This window comes from Amycolatopsis sp. w19, from assembly GCF_051373225.1.
Lineage (GTDB): Bacteria > Actinomycetota > Actinomycetes > Mycobacteriales > Pseudonocardiaceae > Amycolatopsis > Amycolatopsis japonica.
Genome location: NZ_JBPQFM010000023.1, coordinates 97,153 through 109,868, shown reverse-complemented (window position 1 = coordinate 109,868; position 12,716 = coordinate 97,153). Strand labels below are relative to the sequence as shown.

The 12,716-nt window shown below is 69.6% G+C and carries 13 protein-coding genes; 6 read left to right on the top strand and 7 right to left on the bottom strand.

The window, feature by feature from the left end; genetic code table 11:
- Positions 1-182 precede the first annotated feature (182 nt).
- Genes ACSMFO_RS33635 through ACSMFO_RS33620 form a run of 4 tightly spaced genes read right to left on the bottom strand, consistent with a single transcriptional unit; the run spans position 183 to position 3,345 of the window.
- Positions 183-971 carry an ABC transporter permease gene (locus ACSMFO_RS33635; RefSeq protein WP_436461797.1) on the bottom strand — a complete coding sequence of 263 codons (789 nt, stop codon included), beginning with the start codon at positions 969-971 and terminating at the stop codon, positions 183-185.
- Complete coding sequence (locus tag ACSMFO_RS33630) at positions 968-1,918, bottom strand: ATP-binding cassette domain-containing protein (protein ID WP_436461796.1); 951 nt, start codon at positions 1,916-1,918, stop codon at positions 968-970. Before ACSMFO_RS33630 ends, ACSMFO_RS33635 begins: the two co-directional genes overlap by 4 nt.
- 11 nt (positions 1,919-1,929) lie before the next feature.
- The gene (locus ACSMFO_RS33625; RefSeq protein WP_436461795.1) at positions 1,930-2,775 is read right to left on the bottom strand and encodes a DUF4097 family beta strand repeat-containing protein; all 846 of its coding nucleotides are present in this window, start codon (positions 2,773-2,775) and stop codon (positions 1,930-1,932) included.
- 51 nt (positions 2,776-2,826) lie between these two features.
- Positions 2,827-3,345 carry a toxin-antitoxin system HicB family antitoxin gene (locus ACSMFO_RS33620; RefSeq protein WP_436461794.1) on the bottom strand — a complete coding sequence of 173 codons (519 nt, stop codon included), beginning with the start codon at positions 3,343-3,345 and terminating at the stop codon, positions 2,827-2,829.
- 401 nt (positions 3,346-3,746) lie between these two features.
- On the opposite strand from ACSMFO_RS33620, the gene ACSMFO_RS33615 reads away from it, so the two are divergent.
- The gene (locus ACSMFO_RS33615) at positions 3,747-4,316 is read left to right on the top strand and encodes a response regulator transcription factor (RefSeq protein ID WP_436461793.1); all 570 of its coding nucleotides are present in this window, start codon (positions 3,747-3,749) and stop codon (positions 4,314-4,316) included.
- A gap of 6 nt (positions 4,317-4,322) precedes the next feature.
- Here ACSMFO_RS33615 and ACSMFO_RS33610 read toward each other — a convergent pair whose 3' ends face one another.
- Positions 4,323-4,967, bottom strand: a complete 645-nt coding sequence (locus tag ACSMFO_RS33610) for a LuxR C-terminal-related transcriptional regulator (RefSeq protein ID WP_436461792.1) — start codon at positions 4,965-4,967, stop codon at positions 4,323-4,325.
- 93 nt (positions 4,968-5,060) lie between these two features.
- On the opposite strand from ACSMFO_RS33610, the gene ACSMFO_RS33605 reads away from it, so the two are divergent.
- From ACSMFO_RS33605 to ACSMFO_RS33590, 4 genes are all read left to right on the top strand, one after another.
- Positions 5,061-7,316, top strand: a complete 2,256-nt coding sequence (locus ACSMFO_RS33605) for an ATP-binding protein (protein ID WP_436461791.1) — start codon at positions 5,061-5,063, stop codon at positions 7,314-7,316.
- Entirely contained in the window at positions 7,313-7,960 is a 648-nt protein-coding gene (locus ACSMFO_RS33600; protein WP_038511008.1) for a TetR/AcrR family transcriptional regulator, read from the top strand. Before ACSMFO_RS33605 ends, ACSMFO_RS33600 begins: the two co-directional genes overlap by 4 nt.
- 156 nt (positions 7,961-8,116) lie before the next feature.
- Positions 8,117-8,782: a helix-turn-helix transcriptional regulator gene (locus ACSMFO_RS33595; protein WP_037345255.1), complete on the top strand. Its 666-nt coding sequence runs from the start codon at positions 8,117-8,119 to the stop codon at positions 8,780-8,782.
- Between the two features lie 144 nt (positions 8,783-8,926).
- Positions 8,927-10,132 (top strand): glycosyltransferase, encoded by a 1,206-nt coding sequence (locus ACSMFO_RS33590; RefSeq protein WP_436461790.1) that lies wholly within the window; start codon positions 8,927-8,929, stop codon positions 10,130-10,132.
- Positions 10,133-10,231: 99 nt separating this feature from the next.
- Here ACSMFO_RS33590 and ACSMFO_RS33585 read toward each other — a convergent pair whose 3' ends face one another.
- Positions 10,232-11,104, bottom strand: a complete 873-nt coding sequence (locus tag ACSMFO_RS33585; RefSeq protein WP_436461789.1) for an NAD(P)H-binding protein — start codon at positions 11,102-11,104, stop codon at positions 10,232-10,234.
- Between the two features lie 101 nt (positions 11,105-11,205).
- On the opposite strand from ACSMFO_RS33585, the gene ACSMFO_RS33580 reads away from it, so the two are divergent.
- Positions 11,206-12,096 (top strand): LysR family transcriptional regulator, encoded by an 891-nt coding sequence (locus tag ACSMFO_RS33580; protein ID WP_436461788.1) that lies wholly within the window; start codon positions 11,206-11,208, stop codon positions 12,094-12,096.
- Here ACSMFO_RS33580 and ACSMFO_RS33575 read toward each other — a convergent pair.
- On the bottom strand, positions 12,084-12,665 hold the full coding sequence (locus ACSMFO_RS33575; RefSeq protein ID WP_436461787.1) for a TetR/AcrR family transcriptional regulator: 582 nt from the start codon (positions 12,663-12,665) through the stop codon (positions 12,084-12,086). The genes ACSMFO_RS33580 and ACSMFO_RS33575 overlap by 13 nt on opposite strands.
- Between the last annotated feature and the right edge of the window lie 51 nt (positions 12,666-12,716).

Below are 12,716 nucleotides of genomic sequence, written 5' to 3'. Positions count from 1 at the left end.
AAACCGTCATCGACCTCCCACGGACGCCGCTGCCCCACCAGCACACCCCTCCCAGAAGATCAACGAGACACCACATCAAACCACACTCGAGATCATTCTGTTAGGACCCCTAAATGCGGAAACCAAGCGCCCCGGACCGGAAGAAACCCGGCCCGGGGCGACCCCCAGCAGCAACCCCGAGATCAGCGGTCGCGTTCCTTGGCGAACAAGGACTTCGACCACACATACCCGACGACCGAGAGCAGGACGCACCAGCCGATCGCGAGCCAGCCGCTGCTGCCGATCGGAGTCCCGAGCAACAGGCCGCGAATGGTCTCGATGACGGGCGTGAACGGCTGGTAGTCGGCGAACCAGCGCAGCCAGGCCGGCATGGAATCGGTGGGCACGAACCCGCTGCCGAGGAACGGCAGCAGCATGAAGATCATGGGTGTATTACTGGCCGTTTCCACGCTCTTGGCCGCCAGCCCCAGCGCCACCGAAAGCCACGTGAGCGCGATGGTCAGCAACAACAGCACACCGACGACGGCGAACCATTCGCCGACACCCGCCGTCGGGGAGAAGCCGATGAGCAGCGTGACCCCGAAGACCACGGCGAGCGCGAACGCCGTCTGGATGAACGCACCGACGACGTGCCCGGTCAGGACCGAGGCCTTGCTGATCGCCATCGTGCGGAACCGCGCGATGATGCCCTCGGTCATGTCCGTCGCCACCGAGATCGCGGTGCCGAGAGCGGCGCTGCACACGGTGACGAGCAGGATGGCGGGCGTGACATAGCCGACGTACTCGGCCCGGCCGCCTCCGCCGCCGAGGCCGTTTCCGAGTGTGCCGCCGAAAACGTAGACGAACAGGAGCAGGAACACGATCGGCTGGCCGATCAGCATGATGGTGAGCGACGGATACCGTTGCATATGCCGGATGTTGCGGCGCAGCATGGTCGTCGAGTCGCGCACCGAAAGGGCGAGGGTGCTCATCCGGCCATCTCCTTGGTCGCTTCGGTCCGGTGACCGGTGAGGCTGAGGAACACGTCGTCGAGGTCCGGCGTGTGCACGGTGAGGCTGTCGACGGCGACGGCTTCGTCGTCGAGCCGGTCCAGGACGGCGCGCAGGGCGGCGACGGTGCCGTCGGTCGGCACGCGGAGCGCCAGGGCTTCGTCGTCCGAAGTGGACACTCGAAGCACGCGGGTCGCGTCACGCAACGAGACCGCGTCGGGGAACTTCAGTTGCATGTGCCCGCCGGGCACGCGTCGCTTCAGTTCGTCGGGCGTACCGAGCGCGACGATCCGGCCGCCGTCGAGTACGGCGACCCGGTCGGCGAGCTGATCCGCTTCCTCCAGGTACTGCGTCGTGAGGAAGATCGTCACCCCGCCGTCGACGAGGTCGCGGATGATCTGCCACATCGTGCGGCGGCTGCGAGGGTCGAGACCGGTGGTCGGTTCGTCGAGGAAGATGACCTTGGGATCGCCGATCAGCGTCATCGCCAGATCGAGTTTGCGGCGCATGCCACCCGAAAACGTCGACGGCGTCTTCTTCGCGGCGTCGGTCAGCTCGAAGCGTTCCAGGAGTTCCGAGGCACGCTTGCGGCCCTCGCGGCGCGGCAGATGGTGCAGATCCGCCATCAGGAACAGGTTTTCCTCGCCGGTGAGCAGATTGTCCACCGCGGAGAACTGGCCGGTGAGGCCGATCGCGGCACGGACACCGTCGGGGTCGGTGGCCAGGTCGGCTCCGGCGATGGTCGCGCCACCGGCGTCCGGAGTGACCAAAGTGGACAGGATGTTGACCGTGGTGGTCTTGCCCGCGCCGTTGGGGCCGAGCAAGGAGAAGACGGTGCCGGACGGGACATGCAGGTCGATACCGTCCAGGACGACCTTGTCGCCGTAGGACTTGCGCAGTCCGGTCGCGGAAATGGCCGGGTTTCGCATCGGGATTCCCTTCAGGAACGGTGGACGATGATGTCGCCGACGGCGGTACCGGCGTGGATTTCGACCTTGTCGGTCGCGTCGCCGGGCGCGGTGGAGGCGGTCATGTCGTTGAGGACGCGGCCGAAGCCGGTGTTCACGTCGAGCCAGGCCGCGCTGCCCTCGCGGATGCCGATTTCGACGTCCCCCAGCGACGTTTCGAGGGTGAGCGTGCCCCTGGCCGCGTCGAGGACACGGACGGATCCGTTGGCGGTCTTGGCTTCGACACCGCTTTCGGCCTTGTCGACGGTGATGTCGCCGTTGGCCGAGCGGAGGCGGATCGAGTCGGCGACGGTCCCGACGGTGGTGGGCCCGTTGGAGTTCTTGACCACCGCGGTGCCGTCGATCGCGCCGACCTGCACGCGGCCGGAACTCGTGCTGATGTCGGCGTTGCCGTCGGCGTGCTCGACGACGATGTTCCCGGACGCGGTGTGCAGTTTCAGCTCACCGGTACGGTCCAGCCGGATGTGCCCGGTGCCGGATTTGTAGCGGCAGGCACCGATCCGCCCGGTCACGGTCAGGTCGCCGAGACCGGTGCTCCCCTGCACCCGGGAGCCGGCGGGCAGTTCGATGGTCACGTCGATCGACCTCGTCCGCCTGGAGAAGTCGAGCAGGCGCATCTTCGGCGCGCGGACGGTCAAGGTGCCGCCGGAGAATTCGACGACGGTGCGCTTCGCGGCGTCGACGTCGGATTCGTTGTTCTCGTCGAGCGGGGCGACTTCGACGACCGTGTCGGTGCGGTCTCCGGCGACGATCCGGACGTTGCCGACGACCGGTTCGAGGTCCGCGAGAATGGGTTCCGGGGTGGCGAAAGAAGGCATGGTTGTCCCCTCAGAGGTGGTGTGATCGGTGTTTGTGCTGGTCCGGGAGGTCTAGCTGACCCAGCCGGTGTAACGCTGAACGCCGCGATGGCCGCCGCTCACCGAGGCGGGCGGCGTGGCCCGCTCCGACGGCTGCAAGGCCGCGGAAGCGGCTCGCACGAGCCACGCGTTGACCGAACGGCCTTGCGCGGCCGCCGCTTCCTCGACGCGTGCCTTGAGGTTTTCCGGGAGCCGGAAGTTGATCCGGGCCGTGGCCCCTTCTTCGTCCGGCAGCGGCGGCTCCGGCGCGACAGGTGCGGCGGCCGCGACAGGTGCGGCCTGTTCGACCGCGGGAAGCGTGACGGCGAAGCTGGCTTCCCCGGCACGCAGCCGGACCTCGACCGAACCCGGCGCGAGGTCACGGGTGATCTCGTCCGACGCGGCGGACAACGCGTCCAGCAGCGCGAGACGAATGGCCGACGCGAGCGGCGCGGTCAGGCGTTCGGCGAGCGCGCTCGCCTCGGCTCCCCCCGCCTCGGCGGCGACGGCGAGTTCCCGGCGAACGGTGTCCACAAAGGGCGTCAAATCCATGATGCCATCATGGCACCATGATGGCGCCACCGCAAGTACAAGTTGGCGCCACATGATGCCAAAGTGGCGTCTTCGCAGGTCAGGGTCACTTTTGCCCCTTCGGCCAGTCTCGGCTGGCGGGGGAAGCAGGACCCGGCCGAACGCGTTGCCGGTGTCGTTCACGGCGGGCGAGAATCGCCACGAGCCGCGCGAAAAGGAAGCGACCCGCCGCCGGGTGTGGGGGTCACCCGAGGCGGGCCGCTACCCGCTTCCACCGTACAAGAGGTCCGCTCGCGTATGCGGGCAACGCTTTTTGTCCTTGCGGCCCTTGACAAATCGAAGATCCACAGTGGACGGAAGACGGGCACATGCGAACAGTTCGGGTGAGCGTCTGCGCCCTGGACCCCATCACGAAGGCCGGCATGGTCGACCTTCTCGAGACACGCGCGTCCGTGGTGGTGACCGAAGGCCGGGCACGGGCCGAAACCGATGTCGTCGTCGCCGCTTTCGACCGGCTTTCGGCCGACGCGGTCGCCGCGTTGCGCGCGGTCGCCGCCGAACTCGGCAAGCCGATCGTGCTGGTGACCGACCGGATCGAGGAGGGCGGCCTCACGGCGGCGGTGGTGTGCAAGGTGGTCTCCATCCTGCCGAGGTCGGCGATGACCGACTCCCGCGTGGCCGACAGCGTCCGTGCCGCCGCGTCGCGCGCCGTGGCCCCGCCGCGCGATCTCCTCGGCAGGCTGGCCGACCAGGCCGATCGGCTCCACCGGGAGTTGCTCGCGCCGGACGGACCGGCGGGCGCCGCGCTCTCCTCGCGGGAGATCGACGTCCTCCGCCTGATGGCCGACGGGTTCGACACCCAGGAGATCGCGACCGAACTCGCCTATTCGGAACGGACGGTGAAGAACGTCATCTACGCGGTCACCGACCGGCTGAGGCTGCGGAACCGGTCGCACGCGGTGGCCTACGCGATCCGGGAAGGGGTCATCTGAAGGCGCTCAGATGAGACCTTCGCGGAGCGCGTACGCCACGACGTGGGTGCGGTTGCGCAGATTGAACCGGCTGAGCAGGCCGTGCAGGATGTTCTTCACGGTCCGGTCGGAGTAGGCCACCCGCCGGGCGATCTCGCCGGTGTCGAATCCCTCCGCGAGCAACCGGAGCACTTCCGTCTCGCGGGGCGACAAGCCACTGAGCGTGAGCTCGCGCGGCTGGAGAACTTCCTTGTGCAGCCGCGAAATCCCGCGCAGCAGACTGCCGAGCTGATCGGCGGGCAGATCGCCCCGGCCGGCATGGGCGTCGGCGACCGCGCGCAGCAACCGCGCCGGCGTCGCCTCGGAACGCGCGACGACGACGGCCAGCCCGCGCTCCACCGCGGCCCACAGCTCGGCCTGGTTGGGATGGTCGGCCACCAGCACCAGCCGGGCGGATCCGGCCGGGATGTGCCGCGGGTCGTCGCCGGCGACCGCGACGAGGACGTCGGCCTTCGCCGGGTCGTCGCGCAAGGTGATGCCGGGACCGCCGCCGAGCGCGCTGCGCAGTCCCGCCAGGACGAGCGGATCACCGGCGTGCACGGCGACCCGGATCTCCCGCCGATCCCCGGTCCGGACGACCGGGCGGACGGGCGTCGTCATGATCGTCGACATGCCTTCCAGGTAACCGGCCGCGGAGAAGGCGGGACAAGCGGAAGCAGGGGGCAGCTTTCCGTCATCGCAAGCCTGCCGGTTGAATGGACCGCGGTGGAGGCGAACGAGACGCGGTCGGTGTTCGGCAAGCTCCTGCTCGAGCACCGGCGGGCCGCGGGATGGACGCAGGGGCGGCTGGCCGAGGCCTCCGGTATCAGTGTCCGCGCCCTGCGCGAGCTGGAACGCGGCCGCGCGCGGGCCGCCCAGCAACGCTCCGCCGAGGTGCTGGCCGACGCGCTCGGCCTGACCGGCCGTGACCGCGAGTTCTTCCTGACCGTCGCCAAGCAGGGGCGGCGCCGGAATCCGGCGCTGGCCGCCCAGGTCGCGGCGACCTGCGCGCTGCCCGCGCCCACCGCGGATCTGTCCGGCCGCGAGTACGAGCTGGCCCAGCTTTCCGCGAAAGTCGCCGAGGGCGGTGGAGTGGTCGCGATCGTCGGGCAGGCCGGGGTCGGGAAGACCGCGCTCGCGGTGACCGCGGCGGATCTGTGGCGCGCGGAATTCCCGGACGGGGGCTACGCGGTGGACCTGCGCGGGATGGACGAGGAACCGTTGAGCGCCCGGACCGCGCTCGACCGGCTTCTGCGCGCGCTGGACGTCGCCCCGGGACAGGTGCCCGCCTCCGAAGCCGAACGGTCGGCGTTGCTGCGGATGCTGCTCGAAGGACGGAAGGTCCTGCTCCTGCTCGACAATGCCGCCGACGAGGCACAGATCCGTCCGCTGCTGGTCGCCGGACCCGGCTCCCTCACCCTGATCACCTGCCGTCGCACGCTCGCCGGCCTCGAAGGCGCCCGTTGGCTGGGGCTCGAACCGTTGTCGGACGACGGCGCGACCGGGCTGCTCGCCAAGATCGTCGGCGCCGACCGGATCCGCGCGGAGCCCGCCGCGGCCCGCGAACTCGTCGAACTGTGCGGATTCCTGCCGCTCGCGGTCCGGATCGCGGGCAACCGGCTCGCCACCCGGCCGCGGTGGTCCCTTGCCCAGCTCGCCGACCGGCTGCGCGACGAAAGCACCCGGCTGCGCGCGCTCGCGGCGGGCGATCTGCAACTGCGCTCGGCCTTCGACCTGTCGTATCGCGCGGTCTCGGCCGAAGCACGACGGCTGTTCCGGCGGCTGGCGACCGTGCCCGGCGCGGATTTCGGCCTGGAGCTCGCGATCGTCGTTTCCGGCGCGGCCTCCGCCGACGTCCGCGATCATCTCGACGAACTCGTCGACGCCAGCCTCCTGCAGACCACGGCGGAACCCGAACGGCACCAGTTCCACGACCTGATCCGTCTGTTCGCGGAAGAACGGTTCGAGGCGGAGGAGGAGCCCGCCGCGCGTGACATCGTGCTCGCCCACCTGCTCGACAAGGCGGCCGAAGCGGCCAGGTTGTTCTATCCCAAGGCATCCGACACCGGCCGGTTCGGCTCACGGGACGAGGCCGCCCGCTGGCTGGACGTCGAAGGCGAGAACTGGGTCGCCGCGCATCGGCTGGGAGCGCGGAAGGGGCGGCATCGGGAGGTCCGCGACCTCGCCATCGCCTTGCACTGGTACTCCGACGGACGGAGTGCCCAGCAGCCGTGGTGGGAGATCTTCTCGCTCGGTGCCGCCGCGTCGAGCGCGCTCGACGACGCCGGGGCCGAAGCGAAGCTGCTCAACTTCGTCGGCTGGGCCGCCAGCGTTTGTCTCGGTGACGAGAAGGGTGCCGTGGCGGAGCATCGCCGCGCGCTGGACATCGCCGTCCGGATCGGCGACCAGGTCGAGCAGACGTGGGCGTGCATCTACCTCGGCCAGGTGCTGCGGTTGACCGGGCAGGGCGAGGAAGCGTTCGAGTTCGCGAAGCGCGGGTACGAACTGGCGCACGAACTGCCGTTCTGGGACGGCCAGACCACGGCGCGGAACATGTACGGGCGCGCGTTGCTCAACGCCGGGCGGCACACCGAGGCGCTCGCCGTGCACCGGGCCGTGCTCTCCGACGCCGAACGGCTGGCGGGCGACACGTATCCCGATTTCCATCGGCTGCTGAAGACCCTGACCCTGCGCGCCATCGGCGACGTGCTCGCCGATGGCGCCGAATGGCGGGAAGCGGCCGGCCAGTACCGCACCAGCCGGTGGCTCGCCTGGGAAGGCGGTTTCGGCGGGTTGGAAGTGATCAGCGCGATCCGCGAGGGGCGGGCTTGGCGAGAGACCGGCGCCTTCGACGAGGCCAGGGAATGCCTGACCCTGGCCGTGGAACTCTCCCCCGGGCCGTCGTTCGGCGCGTGGCGGGAACAGGCCTTGGCCGAATTGGCGCTGCTACCCTTCGGGCCGACGGAGCGGGAGGGCCGATGACCAACGCGGACGGGCAGAGCCCGCGGGAGCGCTATCGCGACCAGGTGCGCGCGGAGATCAAACAGCACGCGTGGGAGCAGATCGCCACCGCCGGGGTGCCCGCGCTGTCGCTCAACGCGATCGCCAAACAGGTGGGCATGAGCGGTCCCGCCCTGTACCGGTACTTCGCCAGCCGCGACGACCTGATCACCGCGCTCATCCGCGACGCGTACCGGAGCCTCGCCGACACCGTCCGGGCGGCGTTCGACGGCGGTGCCGACCTGGCCGGGCTCGCCGTCACCATCCGGGACTGGGCCCGGAGCGACCCGCAGCGCTATTTCCTCATCTACGGCACACCCGTCCCCGGCTACCACGCGCCCGAAGACACCACCGCCATTTCGAGCGAGGTCATGGCCGTGCTGCTCGAAGCGTGCCGCGCGATCCCCGTGGACGGCCCGGAAACCCCGTTCGACAAGCACCTGGACGGTCACCGCGACTGGGCGGGCGACGATCCGGCCCCGTCCGCGACCCTCCACCGCGCGCTCGCCTTCTGGACCCGCCTGCACGGCGTACTCTCGCTCGAACTCGCCGGCCATTTCACCGGAATGAAATTCGACCCCGATCTGTTGATCTCGGACGAGCTGGACGACCTCACGACCCGCTGACCGGCCGATCGCCGTCGCACTGAACCCTTCCCGCCTCTCGAGCGTCTTGCCCTGTGACGTTGCCGCGGTTGACATGCAACGTTGTAACGTTATAGCTTCTAAGTACCGCAAGAGCTACTAGCATCGTTATCCGGGCGCTTCGGGGGGACTTCGATCATGATTCACGGGGAGAAGATCAGCAGGAGGACCGACCGCGTCAGAGTCGCCGTGCACGCCCCGGATCTGCTGGCCGGGCTGGGCACGACGAGCATCCTCGGCGCCGACGAGCGGCTGGACGTGCTGTCCGACGCCGACCTCGGGTCCGCCGAAGTCGTCGTGACCGTCGGCGACTCGATCGGCGACGGGGTTTTCGCCTTCCTGCGCCAGGTTCGCGCGGCGTCGTCGCTTCCGGCACCACCGAGATGCGTGATCGTCACCGACCATTTCCCGGTCCAGGTGCTGATGACGGCCATCGAATGCGGCATGGCCGCGCTGCTGCCGCGACGCGACCTCGACGGCGAGCACCTCGTGCGGACGATCCTCGCGGTCAGCCAGGGCGCGGGCGCGCTGCCGCCGCGGCTGCAGGGCAGCCTGCTCTCCCAGCTCGAACGGATTCAGGAGGACCTGCTGGTCCCCAACGGGCTCGCGTTGTCCGGGCTGTCGGACCGGGAACGTGAGGTGCTCCGCCTGCTCGCCGACGGCCATGGCACGGAAGAGATCGCGGCCAAACTCGCCTATTCGGAGAGCACGGTGAAGAACGTCCTCCACCGCGTGATGTCGCGATACGGCCTGCACAACCGCACGCACGCCGTCGCCTTCGCGCTGCGCACGGGCTCGATCTGAAGAAGCCGTCCAGAGTGGACGAACAAGGCGAACATTTCCCCGCCCCCTTCAACTTATAGCGGACATGGGGGCTTGCGGCAAGGCCCCGGTCATCCCCCAGAATTGCCCGCCGAAGCCGGAAACTGCGGAAACGGGAGTCGCATAGTGCGTGTTTTGCTGACGTCGTGGGGGTCACGCGGGGATGTCGAACCTTTGGTGGCGCTCGCGATCGAAGTGCGGAAACTCGGTGCGGAAGCGGTGGTGTGCGCGCCACCGGACGAGGAATTCGTGAAATTGCTGGAGCAGGTCGATGTTCCCATGGTGCCGCTCGGCCCGACGGTGCATTCGGTGGTCGCCGGACCGAAACCGCCGACGGGGGAAGACGCGTTGAAGCTCGCCCCGGCGCTGGTGGCCGCTCGATTCGAAACGCTTTCCACCGCGGCGGAAGAAGGGTGCGACGCGATCCTCGCGACCGGCCTGCTGCCCGCCGGCGCGCGGGACGTCGCCGAGAAACTCGGGATTCCTTACGTGTACGCGTGTTTCCACACCTTCGGGCTGCCGTCGCGGCATTTCGCCCCGGGGATGCGGCCGGGCACGCCGTCGCCGGAGAGCGAGACCGACAACCGGGTGTTGTGGCGGCAGGACGCCGAACGCGTCGACGCCCTGTACGGCGGAGCGCTCAACAGCCATCGGGCGGCGATCGGGCTGCCTCCGGTGGACAACGTCCGCGATCACGTCTTCACCGGCTCGCCGTGGCTGGCGGCGGATCCGGTTCTGTGCCCGTCGGAGGGGATGACAGATCTCGACCTCGTCCCGACGGGAGCGTGGATCCGGCCGGACGATCGCCCGCTCCCGGCCGATCTGGAGGAATTCCTCGAGGCCGGTGAGCCGCCGGTGTACGTGGGCTTCGGCAGCATGGCCGCGTACGCGCCGAAGGACATCGCCCGGGTGGCCATCGAGTCCGCCCGCGGACTGGGACGTCGGATCCTGCTCGCCCGTGGCTGGGCGGGTCTGGCTTCGATCGACGACGCCGACGACTGTTTCGTCGTCGGCGAGGTCAATCAGCAGGCGCTGTTCCGCCGGGTGGCCGCCGTCGTGCACCACGGCGGCGCGGGTACCACGACGACGGCCTCCCGGGCGGGCGCGCCCCAGGTGGTCGTCCCCCGGATCGCGGACCAGCCGTTCTGGGCCGGTCGGGTGGCGGAGCTGGGAATCGGTGTGGCACACCAGGATCCGCTGCCGACCGTCGAATCCCTGACCGCCGCGCTCACCACGGCCCTCACCCCCGGAACCGGCGCGCGGGCGAAGGCCGTGGCGGGCACGATCCGGACCGACGGGGCGGCGGTGGCCGCGAAACTGCTCGTGCCTTGACCCGGGGTTGCGAAAGCCACTTTCACAACGTTGAAGGTTGCGAAAGTGGCTTTCGCAACATCGGCCGTGGCCGGGGCCCGGTACCGCCCTGGCGACCGTTTAGCACGAGGCTTTGAGTGCCTCCTCGCACCACTGACGGAAGGTGGTCGGCGTGGTGGCCGCCGGGGTTCGCGGTTCGGCGTTGTCGATACCCGCCTCCTTCGCGGCCATCATGTCGACCATCCCCTGCGCCATCGCCTCGGACCAGCCGTGTTCGAGCTGCGTCGCGCGGAAGGCGTCCATGGGCACCCGCTGATAGCGGACCGGCCGCCCGAGAACGTCCGCCATGATCTCCGCGAGATCGTTCTGGGACAGGTCTTCCGGACCCAGGACCGGAACATCCGCGACGCCCTGCCACGACCGGTCGAGCAGCCACTCGGCCGCCACGGCGGCGATGTCGCGGGTGGCGCAGGCCGGCGCCTTCAGATCGCCCGAAAGCGGGCCGAAGAAGACACCGTCCTCGCCGATCGATCCGGCCTGCCACAGGATGTTGTCCATGAACGTGGGCATCGTCAGGGCGCGGTAGGCCACGCCCGTGCCCGCGATCAGGTCGTCCATGGCGTGCGAGGCCGACAGGTATCCGGTGTTCTCCGCGAAGCCGCGGCCGAGCGCCGAGATGCCGACCACCCGTGAGACGCCGTGCTTCTCGATGGCCGCGCAAGCCGGCCGGGTGAAATCCAGATAGGCGGCTTCGAGGCTTTCGGCACGGCGATCCGCGGCGACCAGCCAGAAAACGGTGTCTGCGCCGGCGAAGGCTTCGTCGACGACAGTGGCGTCGCCGTGCGAGCCCTTGACGACCTCGACGCGCTCGCGGACGTGGTCGGGCAGACGGGCGGGATCGCGGGCGATCACGCGGATCGGTTCGCCACTTTCGAGAAGGGTGGCGAGCACCCGGCTGCCGATCTGTCCGGTCGGCGCGGTGACGACGATCATGAAAACTCCGAGGTGATAGGGGATTTTCGACGTCACCCAGTCAAACCACGACGGCCGTCGAGCTGAAGGACCGCCTCGGTCGCCATTGATACCCTGGGGATATGAGTGACCTGGAGACGCGGCAGCTCAAGTACTTCGTCGCGGTCGCGGAGGAGCTGCATTTCGGCCGGGCGGCCGAGCGGCTTTCGATGGCGCAACCGCCGCTGTCCAGGGCGATCCGGGACCTCGAACGACGGCTGGACGTCCGGCTGCTCGAACGCACCACCCGTCAGGTCACGCTGACGAGCGCGGGCGAGGTCTTCCTGCGGGACGCGAGGACCGCGCTCGAAGCGGTCGCCGCGGCGGAACGGCGGGCACGGCAGGCGGGCCGCCCCGATCCCCGGCTGCGCCTGGCGTTGAAGGCCGACCACGACGCCGGCTTGCTGCCGAAGATCATCGAGGCTTACGAAGCCGAAGAAGGCGCTCTGCCGATCGAACTGGTCCTCGGCGGCCGGGGCGAACAACCGTCGCAACTGCGTGACGGTCGGGCGGATGTAGCGCTCGTACCGTCCCCGTTCGACGCGCGCCGCCTGGACTTCGAGCCGCTGCTGACCGAACCCCGGCTCGTGGCGCTGGCGGCGAACGATCCGCTGGCGGCACGGTCTCGGCTGACCCTGGCGGATCTCGAAGGCCGCCTTCTCCCCGACGGCGCACCGGCCGGCCAGGGTCCCTCAGCCGAGCCACCCACCACCGCGGCACCCCACGGTCCCGTCTCGGATCTCACGCAGATCTTCAAACTGGTCGAACTCGGCGCCATCGTCTGCTTCCTGCCGGTCTCGGTGGCGGATCGCTACCGGCGGGCGGGCATCACGTACCTGCCCGTCGACGATCTGGAGCCCACGACACTCGCCGTGATGTGGCCCCAGGACTCCCGTTCACCGGCCGTCGCCGCCTTCGTCCGCGCGGCCACCACGGTGGTGACGACCGCGTACGCCCTCGGTCAGCGCAGCTGAACGCGGCCCAGCAACCGGTCGACGACCTCGGGGAGCGGCTGTTCCTCGGGGCCTTCCAGCCACAGCACGTTCCCCGTCCGCAGCGTGGCGAGGAAGGTCGCCGCGGTGAGCCTGGCCAGCTCCTGGTCGAGGCCGTGGCCCCTGGCCAGCAATACCGCGATCAGGTCGCGTTCGAGGGCGAACTGATCGCCCGCCTGCCGCGCGAGCAGTGACGGATGCCGCCGCAGCAGCCGTAGCTGCGCCACCCACTCGCGGTCGGGGACGGGATGCGCGCGGTACAGCTCCCGGCAGGCCGCACGCAGCGCCTGCCAGGGCTTTTCGCCGGACGGCCTGCCTTCGACCAGCGACACCAGCAGCCCGGTGCGCTCGCGGTCGGCGTGCAGGATCGCGTCCTCTTTGTTCGCGAAGTAGTTCGAGAAGGTCCGCCGGGACACGCCCACCGTGTCGGCGATGTCCTCGACGGTCACGCCGTCGAGACCGTGCTCCATCGCCAGCCGGAGCGCGGCCTCGTGCAGTGATTGCCGCGTCGCCGCCTTCTTGCGGGTGCGGAGCGTGTCGAGGGTGTCCACCAGGACAGCGTAGCGACGGGAATAAAGTTCCCACTGTGCAAGTTTGCACAA